The organism is Sphaerimonospora cavernae (genome assembly GCF_042435035.1).
In the GTDB taxonomy this organism is placed as follows: domain Bacteria; phylum Actinomycetota; class Actinomycetes; order Streptosporangiales; family Streptosporangiaceae; genus Sphaerimonospora; species Sphaerimonospora cavernae.
In genome coordinates this window covers 69275-93883 of sequence record NZ_JBHMQT010000011.1, presented here as the reverse complement: position 1 = coordinate 93883, position 24609 = coordinate 69275, and the positions used below count along the sequence as shown (strand labels likewise).

The following is a 24609-nucleotide window of genomic DNA, read 5'->3' as shown; positions in this document are numbered from 1 at the left end:
TACCTGTGGGGTGGACACTTCTGGTCCGGGTCCTACTTCGCCGGAAGCGTGGGCGGCGCACCGCTCGCGGTACTCAAGCAGTACATCGAGCAGCAGCAACGCCCGCTGTGACCTGCGGATGAAGGCACGCTCGCGCCCTAGCGGGCACTCCCGCGCGGGCCTTCACCCCCGGCCTGAAGGCCGGAGCACTGGCCCGCATTCCGGTAGATCGCGGGCGGCGTACACCTGGATGTCGAAGAGCCGTTGGATCGTGCGGTTGGTGACGAAGCCGTACTCTCGGACGTGGTCGGTGACCTTCTGGTCCATGCCGTCCACGCTCCGAGACCGATAACTCACCGCGCGGGACATCGCCGTGACGGTCTCCGGCCGCAGCCGATAGGTGGGGAAGGACCTCCTGGCCGTTCGCCGGGTCGCCTCCAGGAGGCCGCTGTCATCGGCCATCGCCGACAGGACGTCCTGGGTCTCGGCGACCGGGCGTTGGATCACGGCGGCGAGCCGGGTCGCGTCGATCGTGCTCCTCCCCCGCAGGTAGGACAGGGCGAGCAGGACATTGACGTCGCGGCCTGCCCTCGCAGGCAGTTCACCGACGAAACGGACGAACGCGTCGTTCCCGATCCCGCCGGACAGTGTCGCTCGCACCAGGGTGCCGCTGTCCTCGAACGTGGGAGGCTCCTTGCCTGCCCGCAGCATCTCCCGGTAGGCGCGGTCGATCCCCTGGCCGGTGCGCTCCGCGAGTTGCAGCGCGGCGATGGTCTCGGTCAGCAGACGGTTCCGGGGCGTTGACGGGTGCGTGAGGATGTTGTCCGGCGTGACGCCCGCCACGAGGCCCCCGGGGCTGGTGATCACCAGTCGTTCGGGGGAGTGCTCGATGTCCACCGTTGGTGACGTCTCCCTCCGCGGTGACCAGCCGCAGGGCTTCGAGCATGGCCCGATCGCCCAGCTCGGCGAGATGGTCCCGGCCTCCGGTCGTGAGAAGATCTCGAAGCCTGGCGAGCTCCACGGCGCTCAGGTCTTCGATCCGCGCCCTCGACGCCTCCGCGGACCAGTCGACCTGCCCTCGCGCGATCATGACCTCACGCTGCTGCGCAGGTGGGAATGGCAGGCATTCCGTGCCGAGGCGACGCGTGGCGAGTCCCGAGGCGTTGCTGTGGGGGATGACCCCCTGGGGGACCGTGATCGCGACCAGTCGTACGCCGTCCACGATCTTCTCGGTCACGAACGGCGTGATCGGCGGATGTGTCCGATCGAAGACGCCCTTGCGGATCTGGTCGATCGAGTAGGCGCCGGGCACGCCTCGCAGGGCGTCCGCGCGGGTCTTGGCTTTGTCGTCCACGCCCAGGACCACGGTCCCGCCGCGGGCATTGACGAAGCAGACGAGGGCGTCGGCGAGCAGGTTGAAGGTCGCCTTCGGTGATTCGGCTACGAGCTTGAAGTCCAGGACCTCGGTTTCCAAAGCGTCGGCGGGGATGCCGTCGCCCACGACGGCGAGTACGGCGTCAAGCTCATCCGGCTCCAGGCACTGATGGTAACTGAGAAACGTCGTTTTTCGACGTTTCTCAGTTACCATCAGTGCCTGTTCGTCAGGGGGGAGAGTGCGAGGGCCTGTCGGCGCGATGGAGCTGCGAGCGTACAAGCAGATAATGCCGCCCGCGGGGCAGGACGCGGACGACATGCGGCCGGAGCAGCGGTCGCACGAGGGATATGAGTGGCTGTACGTCCTGTCCGGTCGGCTGCGGCTGGCCCTCGGCGAGCACGATCTCGTCCTCACCGCCGGAGAGGCCGCCGAGTTCGACACCCGCGTGCCGCACGCGTTCGGCAACGCGGGACCGCAGCCGGTCGAGTTCCTCAGCCTGTTCGGCCCGCAGGGCGAGCGGCTGCACGTACGGGCCCGGCCCGCCGCGAAGGGATAAGAAGCCGGACAGTCGGAGTTTCTCGCGGTTTGACCAAGAGAGAATGGAGCGTCAGGATTTTCCGGGCAAATGCCCGTGCCGACCGACCATGGGAAGACCGGCATGTCCCTTCCTGTAGCCGTTTTACCGGTTCGCCAGTCCTACTCCCTTTTCTGGTGGTGGTCGGCGGCCCTGCTGATCGTCTGGGAATTCGTGCTGAAGTGGTTGGCCCTGCTCGTTCCCTCGGTGTTGGCGAGCGAGACCGTCACGTGCGGCTGGACGAGCTACGTTGCCGAGCCTGCCTGGAAGGAGGAACTGTCCGCCCGGCTGTGGCAGATCGACGTGTTCGTGTCGCCGGCGGTCCCCGTCACCATGGTGCTGTGCATCTGGGTGATCGCCCGCCGGGGTGCCGGCCATCCTCACGTACACAAATGGACCGCTTTCGCCGGTGTCAGCCTGGTCTGTCTGGATTATGCGTTGAAGCGGGCGCTGGCACTGCTGAACCAGATGCCGGAGGAGGCCACCTGCTCGGTGGACCCCGCGACGTTCAATGCTTTTCCCTTGGAATATGTCGGCTGGACATTCGCCTCCGTGGTCTTCATCATGCTCGGGGCCTGGGCGGGCATGCGGTCACCGAACCGGCCGGGGCGTCGTCGCCCGTTGCCATGGCGGCCCATCGCGCTGGTCGCGGTCGTCGCGGCCCTGCTGGTCGCCGTGGGCGTGGTGATCGTACGGCTCACGCCGAAGCCGCCGCCCGCCGTCGCGGCGGACGGGACGCCGCGCCACGCGCTGGTGCTGACGGGCCACCGCCTGGCCGTACTGGACCTGGTCGAGGGCGGCGGCGAGCCGGACAGGGTCGACGCTCCGGACGACAGGTTCTACCAGTTCACCGCGGTCGTGCGGGACACCGCGCCGGGCCGGTACCTGGCAGCGGTCAGCACCGCCGGGAACGGCGCCTGGGGAGACCGGTCCTCGCGGATCTACCGGATCGCGGTGCACGGGGACGGCGGCGCGGAGATCGGAGAGCGGGTGGGCGGTGATTACGAAGGCATCATCAAGGACCTGGCCGTCTCGCCGCAGGGCCGCATCGCCTACTCGCGCGCCGTGGGGAAGCGGGACGAATTCCTCGAGATCGACAGGACGTTCGTCGGGCTGGTGGACGATCACCGGGAATGGTCGGCCGCGGGTGGGCAGGGCCTTGGCACGTTCGGCGACGGAGGACTCGGCCTGCACTGGCGAGACCCGGACACGCTGGTGTTCCGGGCGATCCCGCCGAAGGCGGACTCGGCCCGGCTGGTCGCGCTCGACACGCGCCGCCCGGGCGCCGACCTGTCCGCCGCCAGGACGCTCCTGACCATGGGCGTCTTGGCGGACGGGACCGCGCTCACCGTTCCAGGCGAAACCCGGATGGTGATGTCCCAGGTCGGGGTGGAACGGATCTGGGACCAGCAGCTCGTGGTCGTCGATCCGGCCGAGAAGAAGCCGATCGGCTTGGCCTTCGCCCCGGGGTGCGGAAACATCGCGGCGTTCACCCTCGACCGGTCCGGCCGCCATCTGCTGGTCTCGGTGGACAACAAGGCCGGCCACTTCGTGGGCGACCCGCCGGAGCCCGCCTGCGGGAACGCCCCGCCGTACCAGCTGTTCCGCGTCGACCTGCGCCCCACAGCCGGCACCCCGGGACCGACGCCGCGCGCCGCCTCGTATCCCGGCGAGATCACCCCGCTCGAGCTGCCGCAGACTCCCGTATGGAGCGGAAAGTCCAGCGTGCACGGCATCGCCTGGTAAGTAGTCTGATAATCGCCTAAAGAACGAGGAGTGCGCCTAGCTAGTCGGCCCAGACGACACGGATGACGACGATCGTTTCGGCCTCGTCATCCGCATGGAAGTGGATCACGCCGCGCGCACCCGTGCTAGGCGTTCCTCGTAGTCGGGGATGGCCGCTTCGATGGGGACGGTGATCGCGATGCCGTTCAGGACCTCCTGCAAGGAAGCCTCATAGTCGGGGTCGGCAAGCGCGAGGGAGGACAACCACCACAGGTGCAGTACATCGTGCACTCGGTGGTATTCGCCGGGTTCGCGAGCGTCCTCCAGCGCCTTCCAGTACTGCGTGAGGAACTCCTGACGGTACTGCTCGGGCAGGGACTGCAGGATCGCCTTGGGGCTGTAGCGTAGATCGTGAACGGGCTGAGCGCTCATAGCACGAGCCTAGCCGCCAACGACCGGACACACAGGTCAGTCGCCCCAGAAAGCCCAGGCGCACCTCGATGTCGTGCAGACGCTGGGTGTCGGTCGCGATCGCCCGCCCGGTGCGGCTGGCCATGCTCGCGCCCTGCCGCGGGACTCACTTTCCGCTTGTCTGGTGTAGGAGCTATGGATGTCAGTTCGCCGGATCGTCCCCAATATCCAGTCTGAAGCCGTGGAGGAGAGCGTGAAGTTCTACGGCCTTCTGGGCCTGGAGGAGGTCATGAACCATGGCTGGATCGTGACCCTCGCCTCTCCGTCCGTTCGCACGGCGCAGGTCAGCGTCATGACCAGCGACAAGACGGCGCCCGTCACCCCCGACATGAGTATTGAGGTGGACGATGTGGACGCGGTCTATGCGGCCATGTGTGACAGCGGCGCCGAGGTCGTGCACCCGCTACAGGACGAAGAGTGGGGAGTCCGCCGGTTCTTCGTCCGCGACCCGAACGGCCGTGTGGTCAACGTCCTGGGGCACCGCTGACCTCACGAACTCTTCCTACACGGCCCTGCTGTCGACTATGACGATGGAGTCCACGACCTTGTCTGCGAGAGTCTGCTTCTTCTTGTCCCACAGTGGCCATAGGAAGCCGGCGCCAAGGGGGAGCACGTTCAGAAAGCGGCAGGCCCGGCGAGCGAAGGCCATCGCGATCCCAATGGGCTGGCCAGTGTGCATGTTCACGATTCGGATGCCGACCAGCTTCTTGCCCACAGATTGGCCGGTTCGCCCTTCGAGGATGATCTGCGCCGCGAAAAGCGCGACTAGTCCGACGGATCCGATCATCAAGATCAGCTGTGGGAGGCGTATGCCCCAAGCGGTCAGTACCGAGTAGTCGAAGAACTCGTACCTCTGTGTCATCGCGTCAGTGATTCCGGTGATGATGCTTGAGACGAACCAAGGCAGCAGGTAGACGACGAAGAGATCGATGATAGACGCCCCAAAACGACGTACCCAGTCGGCGTAGATAGATGGGGGTGGAGGCGGAGGTGGCGGCGGATAGGGCTTTCCCGTTTCCTGTCCTTTGTTCAAGGGGAAAGTCATCGGCGAACCGGATGCAGTGGGAGTGCTCAATCCTTCCTTCTTCTCGGCTGTCTCAGAGTTCTGGACCCACCACAGCCAGTACGGCGGAGCCTCTGGCCAGTCGGGTTCGGGTCCTTTCCAGTCCTCCGGAGGCTCCCATCCAGCGGGTATCGGCCACCCGGGAGGCGAGTTGAAGGACCAGTCGGAGCCTGGTCGCATGGGGATGTGCACGAAAACCTACCGAAAGCTATCGCAAATAAGCGCTGCTACATAATTCTCTATTTGCGGATAATTTAAGTCTCAAACTCATTGCGTTTCCGACTCATGCTCCTAACGCGGGTGGCATGCGTGGGAGCCGTCGACCTGCTTGCTGCACTCTGGCCGGGCGTGCACGACCGATCAGCCCTTGTCTCGGCAGGTCGGCCAGCTGTCCCCGGGTGCGCACGGGCAGTGCGGTTCCTTGCCGGTGAGGCGGGCATCGGTCAGTTCATCGATATCGGGCCGGGCTGCCGACTCAGGACAATGTCCATCAGGTCGCCCAGCGGGCCAACCCCGCCTCTCGCGTGGTCTCCGTCGACAACGATCCGGTCGCACTGGTGCATGCGCGGGCGCTGCTGGCACGCGACCGGGCGATGTGTCGAGCGGTTGATCATTCGTCGAGGATGGAGCGGACGACGGCGGGAGTGTCGGCGAGGTCGTGGAGGACGGCGTCGGCGCCTGCTTCGCGGAGCGTGGCCGCGTCGTAGGTTCCGGTGGCGACGGCGACCACGCGGGCGCCGCCCACGTGTCCGGCCAGGATGTCGTTGGGGGTGTCGCCGATGAGGACGGTGTTGGCCGACGTGAACGGCTGGCCGTACTTGCGGGTGGCCCGTTCCTGTGCCGGCCGTACCAGTTCGGGGCGTTCCTCGTGGTCCATGCCGTACGCGCCGACTTCGAAGTCCACGAAATGGTCGAGTTCGAAGGCCTTGAGCTTGCCGATCGCGACCGGTTCGATGTTGCCGGTGAGCACCGATTGGACGACGTCCGTACGGCCGGCGAGGGCGGCCAGCGCCTCGCGTGCGCCGTCCAGGACCCTGCCGTGCTCCTTGATCGCCGCTTCGTAGGTCGGGAACGTCTCGGCCAGCGCGAGGCCGAACGTGGCGAGCAGCTGGTCGGAGACCTCGATGTGGTGCATGCGCAGCGTGTCGGTCGCGATCGCCCGCTCGGTACGGCCGGCCATGTTGGCGACCTGCCGCAGCACCTGGCCGGTCGCGGTCTGGAAGGCGTCGGCGTAGATGTCCCGGCTCAGGCTGCCGGTGGTGATCAGGGTGTGGTCGATGTCCCACAGGACCAGCGTCTTCTCGGCACTCACCGTTCGAGCCTAATGATCGAGAACGCCCAGGACATCCCACTCAGGCGTGGACGACTCTGCCTGGTCCGGCTCGACGACATCATTCTTAACTATTGTCACGAAATATTTACTGATCGACAATCGTGGCGTCGAGGTCATCGGCATACGCCTGTGATTGGAGATCGCGTGCGTAGAACCGTTCCACTGCTCGCCGTCGCCCTGGCGGCTCTCATGGCGTTATCCCTGTTAGCGCCCGCAGGGGCCACGGCCGTAGCTCCAGCGGCGCCGGCCGCGACGATCAGCTGGACATCGTGTTCGCGCTACCCCTTCGCCGAGTGCGGCACACTCGCCGTTCCGGTGGACTGGAAGGACCCCGGCGGGCCGACGATCGACCTGGCCGTGGCCAGGCGCAGGGCCACCGACCCCGCGGCCAGGATCGGATCGCTGATCCTCCATCCCGGCGGGCCCGGCACCTCGGGGGTCAGCTACGCGCTGTCCCTGAACAACTTCAGCCCGGAGCTCAAGCGCCGGTTCGACATCGTGGGATTCGACCCCCGCGGCGTGGGCGACAGCTCCCCCATCAGGTGCTCTCTCGCGCTGGTTCTCCAGTTCCCCGACCCGCTCATCAAGAGTCAGGCGGAGTTCGACGCCTGGCTCGACTACAGCAAGCGGCTGCGCGCCGACTGCCGTGCCCGGACAGGGCCGGTTTTCGACCACATCGACAGCGTGAGCGCGGCCCGTGACATCGACGCGATCCGCGGCGCGCTCGGCGAGGAGAAGGTCACCTTCTACGGCCTCTCGTACGGCACGCTGGTCGGCCAGATGTACGCCGAACTGTTCCCCGACCGGGTCCGCGCCCTCGCCCTGGACAGCAACCTGGACCACAGCCTGGGAACCGGCCCCTACCTATACAGTTGGGCCGCGTTCGCCCAGGACAGCTTCAACGAGTTCGTGAAGTGGTGCGGCAGGGAGACCCGGTGCGCGCTGCACGGCAAGGACGTGCGAGCGTTCTGGACCCGCCTGCTGGACCGCGCCGACCGCGGTGAGATCCACCGCCCCGGCAGCCCCGCAAGACCGCTCACCAGGGAGGACGTGATCCGCTACGCCTTCCGGGCGGGCTACGTGCCCACGTGGTACGAACTCGCCGAACTGCTCGTGGCCCTCGACGCGGGCGCGCAGGAGCCGCCCGCCTCGGCGGCCCGGCTGCTGGGCGCGACGGCGGACCAGCCGGGGGCGTCGGCGGCGGCCGATCCGGAGATCTCCGACCCTCTCCAGCTCTTCTGCGCGGATTTCCGCTGGCCGATCCGCGACTACCGGGAGTACGCCAGGCACCTCCGTCTCGCCAGGGCCATCGCGCCGGACATGGGGATCGTCCCGACCAGCCTGACGCTCACCGCCGAGTGCCTGGGCTGGCCGGACCCGATCCCGAACCCCCAGCACCGCCTGCGGGTGAAGGGCAGCCCGCCGTTGCTGCTCGTCAACGGGCTGCACGACCCGGCCACCGGCTACGCCTGGGCGGCCCACGCCGCCGTCCAGATCGGGAGGGAGGCACGACTGCTCACCTACGAGGGCTGGGGACATGGCGTCTACGGCCGTGGCGACTGTGCCACGAACGCGATCGACGACTACCTGATCTCGCTGAAGCTGCCCGCGCGCGGAACCCGGTGCCCGGCCGTACCGGTACCGCTGCCCGACGCGGCCGACCAGCCCGCACCATCGGCCCTGCTGTCGGATATGTCGGACTGGCTGGCACCACATCACTGATCCACGTTGATCGCGCGGGACCACGGGTGCGCCTGGCCACCGTGATGGCCGACCTCCACCCGTCGGGCCGGCCCCCGGTCGCTGTCGACTGCGGGTGGACTGAGAGTTTGCGATACCTCAGCGATCAGAAGGTGCTCAGGCAGCTGCGGAACTCCTCGGCGGGCGCGCGGGCGGGCAGGCGGCGTCCGAACGCCTGCAGGCGTTCGGTGACCCTGGTGGAATCCAGGCCGCTCGCGGTCTCGGCGGCGCGGCGCGCGGTGTCGATCGCACCGTCCAAATCACGCTGGTCCAACTGGGCCTCGGCAATGGCGGCCAGCCCGAGCGCGGTGTCGCGTGCGTAATCGGCACTGCGCTCGGCCATGCCTTCCTCCAGCAGCCGGACCGCGGTTCCGGGATGGCCGATCGCCACCAGGCCCATGCCGACCTCGATCGTGGTCGAGGAGCGGGCCATCCAGTAGAGCCACGGCGGGTCTTCCTCAACGTCGCGCCTCTCCCAGTGCGCATCGGCGCGGGCGAGGATTCGCAACGCCTGACGCGGCTCTCCGGCGACGGCGTGCGCACGGACCTGCCAGGCGTCCAGCATCGCGTGTACCGTGCGGGAGGCACCGGCACCGATCCGGTCGCGGGCCACGTCCAGGAGGTTGACGGCGGTAGGGCCGTCGCCGGCGTAGGTGTGCTGCATGGCCATCTGCGACAGGATGTAGGCACCGGTCAGGGCATCGTCACCGGCTGCGGCAGCACGCAGACCCGCGTGCCAGTAGCGCTCGGCTGCGGCATGCCGGTCGGTGTCGAAGGCGGCCCACCCGGAAAACCGCAGCAGCTCACCGGCCGCGCGGTACAGGCGCTGTTCGATGTCGCTGCGGGAGCGACCGCGTTTCAGCAGTCGGATTACCAACCGCAGGTCGGCTCGGGCTTGGTTCAGGCAGTATTCGCCGCCGATCAGGTCGTCCAGGTGCCACAGCTGAGCCAGGCGGTTTTCGATCCAGGTGACGACCTCGGCGTCTGTGGTACCGCCACCAGCGGCATGGGCGAGCTTGGCCGCTGGGACGGCGGCCCAGGCACGCGCCAGGGTAAGAGCGACATCGCCCGACAGCGTCAGAAACGCCCGCCGATCCATCTCCGGTCCGATCTCCATGCACTCCGCCATGGCGTCAGCGGCTGTCTGCGGCGTCCAGGCCGCGTCGATCGCCGGTGGTGCGTCGAGGCAGATGGCGCACGTGGGTGAGCGGGTGGCGCAGCAGCGGGACATGCCGGATCACCAAGCTCCTCGGTATGCCGGACAGGGCGCCGCGCCCGGCGGGGCGGGGAGGTCATGCGGTGGGGAACGCGGCGAGCGCCTCGCCGAACTCGCGGACTTTCGGCTGGGCGGGCCAGTGGCGGGTCAGCCGGTCGCGCAGCGGAGCCAGCTCGGCCACGACGTGCTGGGAGCCCGCCTGGCGTGCTTCGGTCAGACTGGCCAGGCCGGCGATCGCGGCGGCGTCCGGGGCACGGTCGGCGGCATGGGCGCCGCCCAGGCGGGCCAGATGCACCGCGCGGTCGCGATGGTAGTCGGGAGGCAGGCCGGTCAACTGCGCCTGCAAAATGGTGACAGCGCGGCCGGGTTGCCCGGTGCTCAGGTAGCAGGTGGCGCGCTGAAGCTCAGCGAACCGCGGGCCGTAGAAACGCAAGTAGGCCGGAACGCTCGGACTCGGTGAGGTGGCCAGGAGTTCGTCGGCGGTATCCAGAGCGGCGGCGTCGATGCTCCCGGTCTGGGCCGTGCCCCGCGCGTGGTAGAGCCGGGCCACCCCCTGCAGGGCGGCGGGGATCTGCCAGGTGGTGTGCTGGGCAGCCTGGGCCAGTTCGATGGCGCGCGGGTAGTCACCGTGGTCGAGGGCGAGCGACGCGGTACGCATCATCATGTAGGTGGCCATGGTGGTGTCGCCGGCCTCCAGCGCCCAAGAAGTGGCATTGGCGGCCCAGCGGCGGCAGCCGTCGAGATCGGCGACCTCCCGGTGCAGCCACGACAGGTGCTCGGCGATCTCAGCCTGCAAGCCGCGCAGGTCCCGCCGTAGCGAGGCATCGGCGCTCTCGCGGCTGGCGGCGATGTCGCGCAGCGTGTCGGTGAGCGCGGCGATGTGCGCGGCCGGAGTCAGCAGGTGGTGGCCGCTTTGGTGGGCGAGCAGGGTCCGGCGGAAGGAAGCGGTGACGGTGGTGGTCTCGGTGGCGGCCGACGCCAGGGCGGCATCGGGCAGTAGCGCCGCCAAGCCACCCGTGGCGAGCAGTGCGCTGAATCTGCGGCGCGACATGGTCACGGTGATGCTCCATTCACCGATGGGAGTTCGCAAAGCGACAACCGCGTCATTCTCGTAATTTTCAGGGTAGGTCGCCTGCGCCTCGGCCGGGTGCCGGAGGCCGTCCAGGACATCGGTGATCACTTCATACGGGACAGTGACCTCATACGGAGTCGGGACGCGGCGCGGCCCGTACAGCAGGTCGTCGACCAGGCACCCGTACAGGGTCGCCAGGCGGCCCAGGTCCTCCAGGGACGGGGTGCGCGCCGAGGACGATCCGGTGGTGCCGGGGCCGCGCCACCGCTCCCAGTAGGAGACGTGCTTGGCGGTTTTCGGGACGGGGGCCGGCCAGCGCCGGTTGTAGCGGTCGGCGATCTCGGCCTGGCTCAATCCCAGGGCGTGCCGGCAGGCCACCCGGGGGTTGAGGCCGAAGCGCCGCATGAGTTCGGCGGCGATCTGGGCGGTGGGCGAGCCGGTGCGGCGCATCCGCGCGGCCAGCTCCTTGATCAGCCTGCGCGCCTCGCCGTCCATCCTCTCGCCCCTCCCGGCGGTGAACTCGACTCCCCCTGACCGTAGCCGCCGGCCGGCTGCCGGCACACCCCGCGCGGCGGGGAGTGCGAAATCCGGTGCCGCTCCCCGCGATCGGGGGTCGTGCGGACACCTCGCTGTGATGTTTGGTGAAGGCGCCGCACCGGCCGGGGAAAGGGGACACGATCGCCGTGGCGGCAGCCGCCGCCCCCGCCACCCTTCGAAGGAATCGCTGATGACGACATCGCACATGAACACCGCCGACGCCGACACCGCCGCCGAGTTGCGGGCCGCCATGGTCGGCGAACTGCGCAGCACGGGTGCGATCACGTCCGAGTCCGTCGCCGAGGCCGTCTCCACCGTTCCGCGGCATCTGTTCGCTCCCGGTGAGCCGCTGGAGGCGGTATACGACGACGGCAATGCCGTACTGGTCAAGCGTGATCCGAACGGCACGGCCACCAGCTATCTGTCCGCCGCCCACATTCAGGCGGTGATGCTGGAGCAGGCCGAGATCGAACCCGGCATGCGCGTCCTGGAAATCGGATCGGGCGGTTACAACGCGGCTCTGCTCGCCGAGCTCGTCGGCGCCGGCGGGAAGGTCACCTCCGTCGACATCGATCCCGACATCGTCGCCCGTGCCCGCGACTGTCTGGCCGCCGCCGGATACGACCGTGTCGAAGTGATGCTGGCCGACGCCGAGTACGGGGTGCCCGTGGGCGCCCCGTATGACCGGATCGTGGTCACGGCCGGGGCCTGGGACATCTCTCCCGCGTGGGTGGAGCAGCTATCCGAACGCGGCAGGTTGGTCGTCCCGCTGCGCATGCGGGGGCTGACCCGCTCGATCGCGTTCGACCGCGACGGTGAGAGCCTGGCGAGCCACAGCTACCGCCTGTGCGCCTTCGTGCCGATGCAGGGGTCCGGTGCTCACCGCGAGCGGACCGTGCTGCTCGGTGATGAGGCAGCGCTGCGCCTGGACGACGAATCCCGGCACTTCGACGTCGCGGCGATGCGGAAGGCCCTGCACTCCCCGCGGCTGGAACGCTGGTCGGGAGCGGCGTTCGATCTGCCCGACGAGCTGGAGCTGTTCCTCATGAGTGCGCCGCAGGCCGTGATGCTGCACACGAGTGAGGAATTCGTGGAGCAGGGACTGCTCGCCCGATCCGCGGGCAGAGGCGTGCCCGCCCTGATCAGCGACGGTGGCAGCTTCGCGTACCGCACGAAGCGGCCGGACGAGGCGACCGGCGGATTCGAGTCCGGAGTCATCGCGCACGGCCCCGAGGCCGAGCAGGTCGCCGCGCGGTACGTGGGCCTGCTGCGCCAGTGGGCGGACAACCACCGGCGCCGAGGCGCGGCGCGCATCCGCTACATCCCGAAGGCCGTCGGTATGGCCGTGCCGTACCAGGAGTTCGCGGTCAAACGGCGCGGCGTCGTCGCCATCTTCTGGTCCTGAAGCCACCGCGCCCTGAAGCCACCGCGCCCTGAAGCCACCGGGCCCCAAGCACGAGGGGTGCCTGGGAGATCGCACCACCACCATTGAGGAGGTTTTTCATGTCCATCCAGCTCAACGAGGCACCCGCACCCGCACCCGCGCAGATCCTGGAGGATCTCAGCGATTGGGACCTGGACGTCTCGATCGTCGAGTCCGGCCCGGCGGCGGACAGGCTCATCCAGATGACCGACGACAACTGCGGCAAGACGTGCCAGTCCGCCTGCCCGGCCACCTGCCCGTAGACAGCGCCACCAGCACCTGAACCATCCGAAGAAAGTGCGGCCGGCCGGGCTTCACCGCTCCGGCCGGCACCGCCCGTGATATGGGGAGCAGCAGGTGTATGAGTATCTCGATGCCGTGGTGGTGCGGGCGTCGGCCTGGACACTGGACCAGACGATCGGACCGTGGCCCGACCTGACCGGGCAGACGGCCGGGCCCGCGTCCTGGCGCCCCTGGCTGCAGCAGATCATCCAGATCCCTGGCTTCATGGCCGCCGTGGAGCAGGCCAGCCCGGTCCTGGCCCGCCGCGTACGCGGTATCTGCGACGGGACCACGACGCCCGAGCCCGGCGTGCGCCGCGCGGTGCTGGCGATCATGCGCTACCTGCTGCGCGCCTCGGGCCGCGCCACGCCGTTCGGCCTGTTCGCCGGAGTCGCCACGACCCGCATCGCCGACCTGCCCGCCGTGCGCGTCGGCACAGCGCACCAGGCCGCCGCCAAAGTCGACGCCGAGTGGCTCACGGCCGTGATCGAACGCCTGGAAGCCGAACCAGAGCTCCGGCCGCGCCTGATGGTGCAGGTCAACAACCTGGTGATCGAGCGTGACGGCTACCTGGTGTTGGAGCACCTCCCAAGCGGGACGACCGGGAACGCACCTGTACGTGTATCCGTGCGTGCGACCGATCCGATCCGCGCTGCCATGACCTTGGCCGGTGAGCCGATCCGGTTGGGGAACCTGGGTGAAAAGCTCGCGGCCGACTTCCCCGGCGTTCCCGCCGACGTCGTCGGCAACCTGCTGGCGGACCTGGTGACCCAGCGCCTGCTCATCACGAGCTTGCGCCCGGCGATGACGGCGACCGATCCCCTCGGCTACCTCCTGGGCGAGCTTGATGCGGTGCAGGCCGGGCGGATCGCCGGTGTCGCCGAAACCGTTGAACGCCTGCGGGAGATCACCGCCGGACTGGCCCGGCACAACCACGCGCCCACATCGTTGATCGCGCGGGACCAGCGGGTGCGCCTCGCCACCGTGATGGCCGACCTCCACCCGACGGCCAGGTCCCCGGTCGCTGTCGACCTGCGGGTGGACTGGGAGCTTGCGGTACCCCAGTCGGTGGCGGCCGAGGCGGCGAAGGCCGCCGGTGTGCTTGTGCGCCTGGCGCCGCGACCCGATCTCGGACCCGCTTGGGTCGCCTGGCACGGCCGTTTCCTCGAGCGTTACGGCCCGCGCGCCCTGGTCCCCGTCCTGGACGCGGTCGACGCCGACGCCGGGATCGGCTACCCGGACGGTTACCTCGGCGCACCGTCCGCGCCCCCAGATGGTGGGTTGACCGAGCGGGATGTGAAGTTGCTGGTGCTGGCGCAGAAGGCCGCATTGGGCCGCCGACGCGAGATCCTGCTTGATGAGGCAGCGGTCGCCGATCTCGCAACCATCCCTTCCGGAGCACCCGTACAGCCCACGACCGAGTTGACCGTGCGCCTGCACGCCCCGACCCTGCAGGCCCTGCACGACGGAGAGTTCACTCTCGCGATCATCGGGGCATCCCGCGCCGCCGGGACCACGACCGGACGGTTCCTGGACCTGTTCGACCCCGGAGACCGCCTGCGGATGTCCGCGCTGTACGCGGCCCTGCCCACAGCGACGCAGGACGCGCTGACCGCGCAGGTCTCCGCCTCGGCTCCGCATACGGCGACGGAGAACGTTGCCCGCGCCCCGCAGGTGATGACGCACCTGCTGCCGCTCGGCGAGTACCACGACGGCGGTGGCGACGGTCGAATACCGCTGGAGGATCTCGCCGTCACCGCGGACGCGCACCGCATCTACCTGGTGTCGCGGTCGCGGCGTCGGCCGGTGGAGCCGGTGGCGTTCAACGCGGTGAATCCCGTCACCCACACGCATCCGCTGGCGCGGTTCTTCACCGAGGCCACGAATGCGCTGAGCGTCCCGTGCGCCGTGTTCGACTGGGGGGCCGCGGCTCGGCTGCCGTTCCTGCCCGGGCTGCGCTACGGGCGCACGATCCTGTCCCCGGCCCGATGGCTGCTCACCGCGACCGACCTGCCCGGCCCCGGCGCCTGCTGGCCGGAGTGGGACCGAGCGCTGACCGCATGGCAGGACGAGGCCGCACTCCCACGGAACGTCTACCTCGGCGACACAGACCAGCGCATCGGCCTGGATCTGTCCGAGCCCGCCCACCGGGCCCTGCTACGCGCACACCTGGAGCGCACCGGCACCGCCATGCTGCGCGCCACCCCCGACGCCGGGACGGCAGGATGGATCAGCGGGCACGCCCACGAGATCGTCGTGCCCCTGGCCGTCACTGGGCAGCCCACGAGAACACCGCCGTGGCTGGGAGCAACGGAGACCACTCGCCGTGATCATGGCTACCTGCCCGGCTGCGACGGCCGGTTCTCCCTAAAGCTCTACGGCCACCCCGACCGGCAGACCAGTGTTCTCACCCGCCACCTGCCGTCTCTACTCCACGAGCTGGGCGACCAGGCCGAATGGTGGTTCCTTCGCTACCACGACCCCGATCCGCACCTGCGCCTGCGCCTGAAGCTCCCGACCGACAGCTTCGCCTCCGCCACCGCGGTGATCAGCGCCTGGAGCCGGCGACTCCGTCAGGCCGGCCTGGTCACGCATGCGGTCTGGGACACCTACTTCCCGGAGACCGCCCGTTTCGGGGGTGCAGCGGCGATGGCCACCGCCGAGGCGTACTTCGCCGCGGACTCGGCCGCGGCGCTCGCACAGCTGACGGCCGGTGGCCAGGCGAACGGCCCCGACCTGCGCGCCCTGACCGCCGCGAGCATGCTCGACATCGCCATCGCCCTGATCACGGACGCCGCCGAAGCGATGCGCTGGCTGATCGAGCACGCACGCACCGACACATCTCCTCCGGCTCGCACCCTCTACGACCAGGCCGTCGCCCTGGCCAACCCGAACGACCACCGCGACCTGGCAGCGCAGCCCGCAGGCGAGCGCATCGTCTCCTGCTGGGCCCGGCGGCGCACCGCTGCGGCCGCCTATCGGCAGGCACTGGAGAAGAACGGCACGCCCCCGGCCGCCCTGCTGCCCGAACTGCTGCACCTGCACCACGTCCGAATGGCCGGGGCCTTCCTGCCAGGCGAGCGCGCATGCCTGCACCTGGCCCGCGCCGCCGCCCTGAGCTGGACCGCGCGAACCGCGAGGAGACCATGAACACCTCCGTCATCGCGGATGTTCTTGCCGCATCCGACGCCGTCGCCTCGGCACTGGCCGACCCGGAAACCGCCTGGAGCGCGGCGCCGACCGGCGGGCGGGCGTGGCCGCAATCGCTGGCCGGAGGAGCGGCGGGCATCGCACTGCTGCACATCGAACGCGCCCACTCCGGCCACGGTGACTGGGACACCGCCCGCGCCTGGCTGTCGGTGGCCGCCTCCGGTGAGCTGACCGCGGCGGCCAACGCGGGGCTGTTCCTCGGTGCCCCGGCCGTGGCCTTCGCCCTGCACGCGGCCGCCCGCACATCGAACCGCTACCGGGACGCCCTAGCCCGCCTGGACGAGGCGGTCACCGCGCTCACCCGCGCCCGCCTGGCCGCGGCGCACGCGCGCATCGACCAGGCGCAGCGGCCCATGATGAGAGAGTTCGACCTGATCCGCGGCCTGGCGGGCCTGGGCGTCTACCATCTGCGGCGGCACCCGGACCACCCGATCACCCGGGACGTCCTCGCCTACCTGGTACGACTGACCGAACCGCTACCCGGTAGAGGCGAGCTGCCGCCGTGGTGGACGGATGTGTCGCTCAACGGTGAGCCGAGCCCCGACCACCCGCATGGCCACGGCAACCTCGGCATGGCCCACGGCATCGGCGCGGTGCTGGCCCTGTTGTCGCTGGCCATGCTGCGCGACCTGCCAGTGGACGGAGCCGGGGAGGCGGCCGGGCGGATCTGCGCGTGGACCGATCAGTGGCGTCAAGACGACGGCGCGGGGCTGTGGTGGCCGGGATTCATCACCCTCGACCAGGTCCGCACGCACCGCGTCGAGCCGTCGCGGCGGCCTCGCCCCTCATGGTGTTACGGCATCGGCGGCACCGCTCGCGCCCAGCAACTGGCGGGCATCGCGCTCAAGGACGCGGCGCGACAGACGGCCGCGGAGAACGCGATGCTCGCCACGCTGCGCGATCCCGCTCTGGCAGAGCGGCTCCCGGAGATCGGGCTGTGCCACGGAATGGCCGGGCTGCTGCAATCCGCGTGGCGGATGGCCGCTGACGCCGCAACACCTCACATCGCCGGCGAGTTGCCCCGCCTGGCGGCCCGACTCACCGCACGCGTACAGGAGGACCCCGCGCCCGACCCCGAACTCCTGGACGGCGCCGCAGGGGCCGCGCTCGCCCTGCACACCGTCGGCACCGGCGCCGCCCCGGCATCGCACTGGGACACCTTCCTCCTGCTGGCCTAACCCTCTGGAGCCGCCCGCATGGATCACCGCCCCTGGCGCCAGGTCAACATCGCCTTCCCCGACTGGGCCGACGCGGAGAACGCCGCCGTGGCCCATATCGCGCCGCTGCTGGTCGCGGCCGAGACCGAGGGACTGCTCACCGCGTGGTTCTTCGTCCGCAAAGCGCCCTGCTGGCGGGTGCGGTACCTGACCGTCGGCAACGCCTCCCAGACGCACGCCTACCTCCACCACCACCTCGAGGCCCTCAGACACGCGGGACATATCGGTGATCTGACGCAGGTCGTCTACGAGCCGGAGACGCACGCGTTCGGCGGCCTCGAGGGCATGCGGGTCGCCCACCGGCTCTTCCACGCCGACAGCCGGAACCTGCTCGCCTACCTGGCCGACACCCGCGGCTCACCCGGCGTCGACCACCGCCGCGAGCTGTCGATCCTGCTGTGTACCCTCCTGCTGCGTGCCGCCCGCCTGGACTGGTACGAGCAGGGCGACGTGTGGGCACGGGTCACCGACCACCGCGACCTGCCCGACCAGGTCCCCGAGCACCGGCGGCGCGCGTTGCACAGCGATCTGCGACGGCTGATGAGCGTGGACCCGGCGAACCTCATGCGCGAGGGCGCACCCCTGGCCTTCGCCGCCGAATGGGCACAGGCGTTCACCTCCACCGGGCAGGACCTGGCCGCTCTGGCTTCCGGCGGGCTGCTACACCGTGGGCTGCGTGCCATCCTGACCCACCATGTGATCTTCATCTGGAACCGGTTCGGCCTGCCCGCCACACTCCAAGCCGTCCTGGCCGCCACCGCCAAGGCCGTGGTGTTCGGATGCGATCCCACCGCGACACCTCACGCAGAAGAGGAGCCATGAACCCCACCGGGCCGATAGCGCACCGCTTCCCGCTCGTCGCCCGCCCTCGCCCGGCCTGCACCCCACTCGACAACCGCGTGGACGCGCTGTGCGCTCTCGCCCGTACGGCCGAGCAGGACAACGACCCGGCGTCGGCGTCCGCGGTGTTCAACCAGGCCGCGCTGCTGGCCTCCGACATCGGGTTGCCAGACCTGGCCCGCGCGTGGTGCCACCGGCACGCCGGCGTGTATTTGCAGGCCTGCCCTTTGGGCGGGCGGGCCCGCTACGCCCTGGAGCCGCTGGTCAACCTCGCCCGCCTGCACATCCGCGACGGCAACGGCGACGCCGCCCTGGACCTCCTCGCCACCCTGTACGACGCGGTCACCTCCCAGGCCGACACCACGGTCGACGGCCTTCCGGTTCCCGCCTCCACCCTCACCACGACCCCCGGCGAGCACCAGGAGTTGCGGCAGTGGCTCTGGACGGTCCACCTCGCCGACGGCGCCCGTGCCCTGACCCGTGCGGGCCGCTGGCGCGACGCACTCACCCACATGGAGCGGCACAACGGCATCGGCCGCCGGATGTTGGACGGCCGCCAGGTCGCCGTGATCGCCGCGGCCACCGCAGGGGACACCGGCGGTGCGTTGACCCTGCTGGCGGACACCGCCCCAGGCGAAGCGTGGGAGAACGCGGTGACAGCGTGCCTGCGTGTGCTGTGCGGTCAGGCCGCCGATCGGCCGATCGACCAGGACCTCGCCGTGATGCTGGACCTCTACCGGCAGTTCACTCCCGGCTCGGGCCTGGCCGTGTTCGAAACCCGTCTGGGCCTGTCGGTCGTCGACGCCGCAGGTGTCGTCGACGATCTCGCCGCGCAGGCCGTCGCCGTGACGCTGGTCCAGCGCACCGTGGGATCCGGGGACGGGTACGCGGCGCGCGAAGTGCTGGGGCACGACGGCTGCTCCGGAATGCTCGCCGATGGCCAGGCCCGCGTACTGGCCGAGCTGGTGGAGGCGTGCGCACTGGACCGCCGGAAGCTCCCCACTGGATCGGAGAATGAGCTTTCAGCCGCGCTGGACATCAGCGAAGGCATTATCCGGAGGGCAGCGGAGACCCGGTGACAAAGTGTTCCTGCCCCGCCTGGGCAGGATCAATGCCTGCGCGTCCACCCGCGAACTCGCCCGGCGGATCGAGGCCGGGACCGCGCGGATCATATCGGCCACCCTGCGGATGCAGGCGGGCTGCTGGCGGCTGGGGACCGCGGCGAGTATCACGCCGGTACCCGCTCAACTACGACTGCGAGCAGCGGTTATTGGAGGTTCCGGATCATCCGTCTTACTCACCCCGCCGGACGGTGCCTGCGCCCGGCGGCCTCGACATAGGCGTCCCTCAGCAGGTCTAGGATCTCCTGGTCCACCGGGTTGGTCAGGTTGTTGTTCTGGCGGATCTCGTTGGGGAACCGTTCGTCCAGCCGGGCCAGCGTCTTGGGGGCCTCAGCCTTTACGACCGTACGCTGCGGGCAGACGAAAGCGCCGCGGTCGTTCCAGACGGTGATCATCCCTCGGGCCTGGCCCGGCAGCCGAAGGTTCAGCACCCAACGGCCCTTGCCCACGGTCGTGTACAGCGTGGCCAGCCCTTCGCTTTCCAGTTCGTGCGCCCAGGTGCTGAGGCGCCGGAGATGCTCACGATGGGCTGGGTCCGCGCTGTCGATGCTCGCGGTGAACAGGGCCGATCCGGCCACTGGCCTGGCCTCCCGACTCGGGCTCGGCGGTCGGACGGGCGGCGGCAGGGGGGACCGCTCGGGCTCGATCAGCTGGGGCACCAGCACCTGGGCACCCTGGACCTCGTACGCCGACACGGTCACGAGGTCGATGTCGAGCCGTTCGTTGGTGACCGCCTGCAGATATCCGGCGAGATCGATCAGGTCGGGTGATGCGGCGTCGAGCACCACCACGCACCGAATCCGGCCCTCCTCCAGAGCCGCGGTCATGCGGCCGCGGAAGGCATCGAGGTCCACGGAACCGTCGGCGATCTCCGCCTCGACCGCCTCCGCTATTGAGGAGTTCCCACGCTTTGCGAGGTACGGACGGATCAGTTCCTCGAACGCCTCGGGCGAGAGCCGGAAGAGGTGCGACGCGTAGCCGAGGACCTGGGTGAAGACCGACCTGCGGTCCGAGTTGGCCGCGAGCTTCACCTCGATGACCACGGGCTGGCCGGTGTCGGCGTCCATCGCGACCAGGTCGGCGTACCCGTTGCCGAGGAGGACCTCTCGTCCCAGCATCACCAGCCTCGGCTGTCCGCGCAGCGGCAGCATGGCGGGAGCCCGCTCGATGCTGTCGTGAAGGTTCTCCTCCAGGAGGAACGGCTGCGTGGGCAGCGGAACCAGCCCATCCGGAGTGTCCTGCCAGATTCCCGTCATCGACCCCGCCTCACGATCTTCCGATGACGCCAGCGTTCCACTCGGTCCGCACACCGTCCACCCGTGCTACGAGATCGTTGCAAGCGGGTTCTGCGTTAAATATGGGCTGGCACCAACAGTCGAGCCCGTCAAGCGGCATGTTGGGTCTTGTGGCCGGGGCCGGTTCTGCTACTCGGTGTCGGCCTCGGACTGGGGAGGGGCCGGTGCGGCCAACTCGAACCAGACGGCTGTGCCCACCGCGCTACGGCTGAAGCCCCAACGATCGGCAATGTGATCGACCAGCCAGAGCCCTCGACCACCCGCCGCGTCGAGGTCGGCGTCCTTCGTGCGAGGAATCAGGGCGGAGCCTTCGTCGCGGATGGCAATCATCACGCGCTCACCACCGAGCCGGATGGAGACGAGGAACCCGCCCTCAGGTTCTCCGTGGCGTACGGCATTGGCCGCAAGCTCGCTGGTGAGCAACATGGCGTCATCGGTCCACGGATGGGCGTCCCCCAACGTCGCTCCCACGAACCGCCGAGCCGACCGCACCTGCTCAGGCGAAGAGGGGAATCGACGTGAGATCACGAGATGCGGCTGAGGGATCGAACCGGAAAAGGACTGGGACTCCATGCCGAAGTCAGACGGTAGAGACGCTCCTGCAACGAGCACGGGCGGGACGCGATCGTTCACGCTGGCCTACCTCCAGGTCGGTTGCATCGGTTACTTAGGAGAGTTGCAGTAACACGTACTGTACGGATGAAGTGAGAATCTCACTTCTGCAACTCCCTTGGCCGAGACTCACAAGATTTTTTTGGATCCTGCGGCGCGATGGTAGGCCGGGCCGCGAAACTGGCGGCATGGTGTATCGACCGACTGTGCGGGCCCGTCGCTTGGCACGTGAGCTGAGGCGGTTGCGTGACCTGCAGGGCCTCACCTTGCAGGAAGTGGCCGACCGGCTCGGTTGGTCACGGGCGCGGGTCTCTCGCATCGAGACGACGCAGGTTAGGCCACATCACGGCGACGTTGCCGACCTGCTCGACCTCTATGGAGTGAGCAGCCCTGAGCGCGATGCCCTCATCGCGCTCGCAAGGCAGGTACGGCAACGCGGTTGGTGGACCGCGTATCAGGATGTTTTCTCTGGTAGCTACGTAGCTCTCGAAGACGAGGCATCGGAGATCCGGGCCTGGGACGCGCAGCTCATTCACGGCCTGCTCCAGACCGAGGACTATGCCCGGGCTGTCATCCGCGCCGGCCGCATGATCGCCGATGACGGGGAGATCGACCGCCGGGTCGTCGCCCGCAGGGCCAGGCAGGCCATGCTGGACCGACCCCAACCGCCACGACTGCACGTCATCGTGGACCAGGCCGCCCTCCAACGTCAGATCGGAGGCCGGGACGTCATGCGGGAACAGCTGCGGACGTTGGTCGATCACGCAGCCCGATCCGCCATCACCATCCAGGTCGTGCCGTACGACATGGGCGAGCACGCCGGACTGGATGGCCGCTTCACAATCCTGAGCTATCCGGATCCGGCCGACCCTGACATCGCCTATGTGGAAGGCACGATGGGTGACATCTACCTTGAGAGCGCAGAAGATGTAGCAAAGCACCGGTTGAGGTTCGATCAGATCGGCGCGGCGGCGTTGTCGCCCGCGGAGTCTGCCGCGCTGATCGGCAAGCTGGCTCGGGAGTGAGCATGGACGATATCAGGAACGAACTCGTCAAAGCGCGGTGGCGCAAGTCCTCCTACAGCGGGAGCGGCGACCAGTGCGTCGAAGTCGCCGCTCTGTCAGGAGGACGGCGGGCCGTGCGCGACTCGAAGGACCCGGCCTCTCCCGTTCTCGTCTTCACGAGCACCGAGTGGATCGCCTTCCTCAACAGAGTCAAATCCGGGGAGTGCTGGTAGTAGCAGCGATCTTGCTGGTGCGATCTTTGAGTGGGTCATCTAATCCAAAAAATTGGGATTCACGGTAGCGAACCACTTGGGTAAGCGCGAAGCGGTGTACTTTTCGAGCGACTTAGGGTCAAGATCGAGGGCGGCGACGAGTACATGGGCGGCCAGTAGCGGTGGGATGGCGTTGCCGATCTGTTGAGCGATGTCGCTGCCGCTCCATGGATAGTCGGAAGGAAAGGTCTGGAGTTGTCCTGCTTCGGCATAGCTGAAGCGACGGTCGCCTCTACCGGGTAACAAGACTCGGTTGCGGGAAACCTTTCCGGTGACGGTGAATGACGGTTCGGTAGAGACACGTCGACCACGCGCCTTCGGGTCGCCTCCGGTGCCGTAATTGGAGACGACGACGAAGGGCTCTGGCAAGTCCAGCACGTCGCCCATCGTTACCCAAGGGAGTAGGTTCACGTCTCCCTCTGCGCGTGCCACTCCCTTGCGATATGGACGGTGAGTTGGCTTGGGTAGCGTGGCTTCGCCGTGGCGACGGGCAATGAGAACTGCTCGCCGGCGAGTCTGCGGTATTCCATATTGCTCCGTGCGTAGCACGCCATGTGCTACTCGGTAGCCCTTGCCAGCAAGAGCTTCGCCCATCGCTTCCCAAACAGGGAGGACGGCTGGTACCTGCTCCAAGACGATCGCGTCGTAGTCGCGTCCATCGTCGATCGCCGCAAGGGCCCATCGTAGAGGTTCCAGCACTAGAGCCGTCCGCTCGTCCTTCATCTCTTTCAGATCACCTGTGACGTCATCACCGGCAGCCATGCGCTTGACGAATCCGAGTACGTCGTCGAGGGCGTGGCGTCCCTTGCCGGATCCTGCGACGGTAAACGTTTGGCAGGGTGGCCCAGCGGCGAGGACCTGAGCTGTTCTGAAGTCTCCAGGCGCGAAGTCGCGAACATCTCCCTGCCTGGTGTGTAGGCGTGCTGCACGTCGAGTGGTACAGGCGTTCGAATCCCACTCGATGCCGACTGCAGGGAGGCCCAGCCAGGTTGCTGCCACGTCGAGTCCGCCAGGCCCGGCGAACAGATCCACAATCTGCATGGCGTGCACATGATCTCCTGGCTACGGTGATGTCACAGAGGGTAATGCAGGCGTATACCCGCTGTGAATAAACCATCGGAGATCTGCATAACGATCGCAAGCATACTCTCTGTTTACGGTGGCTAGCCACCGTGACATCGTGGGATCATGCCCAGCAAGCACAGGTACGCTTCCGCTGTGTACCGGCCTGAGCCAGATCTTCATCGCCGGGCCAAGGAGGCTGTTGCCGCAGTTGACTCCAATATGAATGCGCACGTCATCGGGTTCCTTCGCTGGCTGGTGGGAGAAACCGACCAACTCCCAGCTCGCCCGACCCCGATCCGCCCGGAACCTTCGAGCTCTGATGGGGGGAGTCCCACCAAGCGGTGAGCAGTCGCCGATCCAGTCAGAGGTTGATCCGTTGGTCCGCCAGGGTGGAGGCCAGCCACAGGTAGTACGCGACGCCCAGCGGCCTGAGCTGGCAGCTCGCCTGTGTGAGCCGATCACCTGGGCTGTCGAGTGCATGGGATCCCGGAACGTCCGAGTCCATAGGACCGGCGGTGGTGCCCGCTACCTTGGACCTCATGGGGTCGAGGGTAGAGTCGTGGGCTTCGAGCGAAGCGACGCGGGCGAGCATGAGATCCAACAAGCATCGTGACACCAAGCCCGAACTCGCTTTGCGGCGAGCCGTTCATGCACTCGGCCTGCGGTACAGAGTTGCCGTCCGCCCCCTCTCTGCGCTCCGCCGTACAGCCGATTTGGTCTTCCCTCGCATTCGCGTCGCAGTCTTCGTCGACGGCTGTTTCTGGCACGGATGCCCCGAACATCACAGTGTGGCCAAGACGAATGCCGCGTACTGGGCAGAGAAAGTCCGCCGCAATCGAGAGCGAGACGAGGAGACTGACCGCCTACTCAAGGCGGCGGATTGGTCAGTTATCAGGATCTGGGAGCACGAGGACCCTGGGGAGGCGGCACGGCGTGTGGCGGCGGTGGTTTGTACCGTCCGCGCCGCACAGCGCGGCGGGCGGAGAGCCTGACAGACCGCTCCGCCGTTAACGCGTGGCTCGAGAGAACGGGGTGCAGACCGACGTTCCCACGGGATGATCGTGCTTGCATGGCCACGAACAGTGTTCGGTATCGAGCAAGGAGGGCAGGAACGGCGCGGTCGTCCGGCGGATGTCGAACATATGACCTAAGTGGGCAACGCATACGATCTGGGCCAGTCGGC

24 protein-coding genes and 2 pseudogenes are annotated in these 24609 nt (G+C 68.4%); 15 read left to right on the top strand and 11 right to left on the bottom strand.

The genetic code is table 11. The annotated features are described in order from the left end of the window. Positions 1 to 111: transposase (locus ACFHYQ_RS08035; protein ID WP_394300455.1), on the top strand; the 111-nt coding region annotated here is incomplete at its 5' end. A 51-nt stretch (positions 112 to 162) separates the two neighbouring features. On the opposite strand, the gene ACFHYQ_RS08030 is transcribed toward ACFHYQ_RS08035, so the two are convergent. Together ACFHYQ_RS08030 and ACFHYQ_RS08025 are read right to left on the bottom strand one after the other, a co-directional pair. Further along, complete coding sequence (locus ACFHYQ_RS08030) at positions 163 to 876, bottom strand: ATP-binding protein (protein ID WP_394300449.1); 714 nt, start codon at positions 874 to 876, stop codon at positions 163 to 165. Positions 877 to 1159: 283 nt separating this feature from the next. Beyond that, positions 1160 to 1567: pseudogene (locus tag ACFHYQ_RS08025) on the bottom strand (AlbA family DNA-binding domain-containing protein); the annotation flags it as partial. Between the two features lie 52 nt (positions 1568 to 1619). Between ACFHYQ_RS08025 and ACFHYQ_RS08020 the strand changes: the two are divergent. Then, positions 1620 to 1910 (top strand): annotated as a pseudogene (locus ACFHYQ_RS08020) (cupin domain-containing protein); the annotation flags it as partial. A 102-nt stretch (positions 1911 to 2012) separates the two neighbouring features. Then, the gene (locus ACFHYQ_RS08015; protein WP_394300448.1) at positions 2013 to 3674 is read left to right on the top strand and encodes a hypothetical protein; all 1662 of its coding nucleotides are present in this window, start codon (positions 2013 to 2015) and stop codon (positions 3672 to 3674) included. A 105-nt stretch (positions 3675 to 3779) separates the two neighbouring features. Here ACFHYQ_RS08015 and ACFHYQ_RS08010 read toward each other — a convergent pair whose 3' ends face one another. Beyond that, positions 3780 to 4085 carry a DUF6247 family protein gene (locus ACFHYQ_RS08010; RefSeq protein ID WP_394300447.1) on the bottom strand — a complete coding sequence of 102 codons (306 nt, stop codon included), beginning with the start codon at positions 4083 to 4085 and terminating at the stop codon, positions 3780 to 3782. Between the two features lie 178 nt (positions 4086 to 4263). Between ACFHYQ_RS08010 and ACFHYQ_RS08005 the strand changes: the two genes are divergently transcribed. Next, positions 4264 to 4611 (top strand): VOC family protein, encoded by a 348-nt coding sequence (locus ACFHYQ_RS08005; protein ID WP_394300446.1) that lies wholly within the window; start codon positions 4264 to 4266, stop codon positions 4609 to 4611. A 15-nt stretch (positions 4612 to 4626) separates the two neighbouring features. On the opposite strand, the gene ACFHYQ_RS08000 is transcribed toward ACFHYQ_RS08005, so the two are convergent. After that, positions 4627 to 5169, bottom strand: coding sequence for an RDD family protein (locus ACFHYQ_RS08000; protein WP_394300445.1), 543 nt, complete (start codon positions 5167 to 5169; stop codon positions 4627 to 4629). Between the two features lie 485 nt (positions 5170 to 5654). Between ACFHYQ_RS08000 and ACFHYQ_RS07995 the strand changes: the two genes are divergently transcribed. Further along, a complete protein-coding gene (locus ACFHYQ_RS07995) occupies positions 5655 to 5894 on the top strand; it encodes an SAM-dependent methyltransferase (protein ID WP_394300454.1) in 240 nt (79 codons plus the stop codon). On the opposite strand, the gene ACFHYQ_RS07990 is transcribed toward ACFHYQ_RS07995, so the two are convergent. Further along, a complete protein-coding gene (locus ACFHYQ_RS07990) occupies positions 5798 to 6499 on the bottom strand; it encodes an HAD family hydrolase (RefSeq protein WP_394300444.1) in 702 nt (233 codons plus the stop codon). The two genes, ACFHYQ_RS07995 and ACFHYQ_RS07990, sit on opposite strands and share 97 nt — an antisense overlap. A gap of 165 nt (positions 6500 to 6664) precedes the next feature. Here ACFHYQ_RS07990 and ACFHYQ_RS07985 point away from each other — a divergent pair, with 165 nt between their 5' ends. After that, on the top strand, positions 6665 to 8242 hold the full coding sequence (locus tag ACFHYQ_RS07985) for an alpha/beta hydrolase (protein ID WP_394300443.1): 1578 nt from the start codon (positions 6665 to 6667) through the stop codon (positions 8240 to 8242). 124 nt (positions 8243 to 8366) lie between these two features. On the opposite strand, the gene ACFHYQ_RS07980 is transcribed toward ACFHYQ_RS07985, so the two are convergent. After that, a complete protein-coding gene (locus tag ACFHYQ_RS07980; RefSeq protein ID WP_394300442.1) occupies positions 8367 to 9377 on the bottom strand; it encodes an NsdA family TPR-like regulatory protein in 1011 nt (336 codons plus the stop codon). Positions 9378 to 9552: 175 nt separating this feature from the next. Beyond that, positions 9553 to 11043, bottom strand: coding sequence for an NsdA family TPR-like regulatory protein (locus tag ACFHYQ_RS07975; protein ID WP_394300441.1), 1491 nt, complete (start codon positions 11041 to 11043; stop codon positions 9553 to 9555). A 232-nt stretch (positions 11044 to 11275) separates the two neighbouring features. On the opposite strand from ACFHYQ_RS07975, the gene fxlM reads away from it, so the two are divergent. The 6 genes from fxlM (at position 11276) to ACFHYQ_RS07945 (ending at position 19136) form a co-directional block, all read left to right on the top strand. Further along, positions 11276 to 12490: a methyltransferase, FxLD system gene (fxlM, locus tag ACFHYQ_RS07970; RefSeq protein WP_394300440.1), complete on the top strand. Its 1215-nt coding sequence runs from the start codon at positions 11276 to 11278 to the stop codon at positions 12488 to 12490. A gap of 98 nt (positions 12491 to 12588) precedes the next feature. Continuing rightward, positions 12589 to 12771: an FxLD family lanthipeptide gene (locus ACFHYQ_RS07965; protein ID WP_394300439.1), complete on the top strand. Its 183-nt coding sequence runs from the start codon at positions 12589 to 12591 to the stop codon at positions 12769 to 12771. Between the two features lie 94 nt (positions 12772 to 12865). Then, positions 12866 to 15940, top strand: a complete 3075-nt coding sequence (locus tag ACFHYQ_RS07960; protein ID WP_394300438.1) for a lantibiotic dehydratase — start codon at positions 12866 to 12868, stop codon at positions 15938 to 15940. Further along, complete coding sequence (locus tag ACFHYQ_RS07955) at positions 15877 to 17178, top strand: lanthionine synthetase C family protein (protein ID WP_394300437.1); 1302 nt, start codon at positions 15877 to 15879, stop codon at positions 17176 to 17178. Before ACFHYQ_RS07960 ends, ACFHYQ_RS07955 begins: the two co-directional genes overlap by 64 nt. A gap of 18 nt (positions 17179 to 17196) precedes the next feature. Then, the gene (locus ACFHYQ_RS07950) at positions 17197 to 18039 is read left to right on the top strand and encodes a thiopeptide-type bacteriocin biosynthesis protein (protein WP_394300436.1); all 843 of its coding nucleotides are present in this window, start codon (positions 17197 to 17199) and stop codon (positions 18037 to 18039) included. After that, on the top strand, positions 18036 to 19136 hold the full coding sequence (locus tag ACFHYQ_RS07945) for a hypothetical protein (RefSeq protein WP_394300435.1): 1101 nt from the start codon (positions 18036 to 18038) through the stop codon (positions 19134 to 19136). The genes ACFHYQ_RS07950 and ACFHYQ_RS07945 overlap by 4 nt, the downstream gene beginning before the upstream one ends. Before the next feature lie 218 nt (positions 19137 to 19354). On the opposite strand, the gene ACFHYQ_RS07940 is transcribed toward ACFHYQ_RS07945, so the two are convergent. Continuing rightward, entirely contained in the window at positions 19355 to 20434 is a 1080-nt protein-coding gene (locus tag ACFHYQ_RS07940) for a hypothetical protein (protein WP_394300434.1), read from the bottom strand. Between the two features lie 168 nt (positions 20435 to 20602). After that, a complete protein-coding gene (locus ACFHYQ_RS07935) occupies positions 20603 to 21046 on the bottom strand; it encodes an ATP-binding protein (protein WP_394300433.1) in 444 nt (147 codons plus the stop codon). A gap of 260 nt (positions 21047 to 21306) precedes the next feature. Between ACFHYQ_RS07935 and ACFHYQ_RS07930 the strand changes: the two genes are divergently transcribed. Next, on the top strand, positions 21307 to 22110 hold the full coding sequence (locus ACFHYQ_RS07930; protein ID WP_394300432.1) for a helix-turn-helix domain-containing protein: 804 nt from the start codon (positions 21307 to 21309) through the stop codon (positions 22108 to 22110). Positions 22111 to 22112: 2 nt separating this feature from the next. Beyond that, entirely contained in the window at positions 22113 to 22322 is a 210-nt protein-coding gene (locus ACFHYQ_RS07925) for a DUF397 domain-containing protein (RefSeq protein WP_394300431.1), read from the top strand. Positions 22323 to 22361: 39 nt separating this feature from the next. Here the strand turns inward: ACFHYQ_RS07925 and ACFHYQ_RS07920 are convergent, their stop codons facing one another. After that, positions 22362 to 23402 (bottom strand): DNA cytosine methyltransferase, encoded by a 1041-nt coding sequence (locus tag ACFHYQ_RS07920; RefSeq protein ID WP_394300453.1) that lies wholly within the window; start codon positions 23400 to 23402, stop codon positions 22362 to 22364. Positions 23403 to 23787: 385 nt separating this feature from the next. Then, on the bottom strand, positions 23788 to 23967 hold the full coding sequence (locus tag ACFHYQ_RS07915; protein WP_394300430.1) for a hypothetical protein: 180 nt from the start codon (positions 23965 to 23967) through the stop codon (positions 23788 to 23790). On the opposite strand from ACFHYQ_RS07915, the gene ACFHYQ_RS07910 reads away from it, so the two are divergent. Further along, positions 23966 to 24418 (top strand): very short patch repair endonuclease, encoded by a 453-nt coding sequence (locus ACFHYQ_RS07910; protein WP_394300429.1) that lies wholly within the window; start codon positions 23966 to 23968, stop codon positions 24416 to 24418. The genes ACFHYQ_RS07915 and ACFHYQ_RS07910 overlap by 2 nt on opposite strands. The last annotated feature ends 191 nt before the right edge of the window (positions 24419 to 24609 follow it).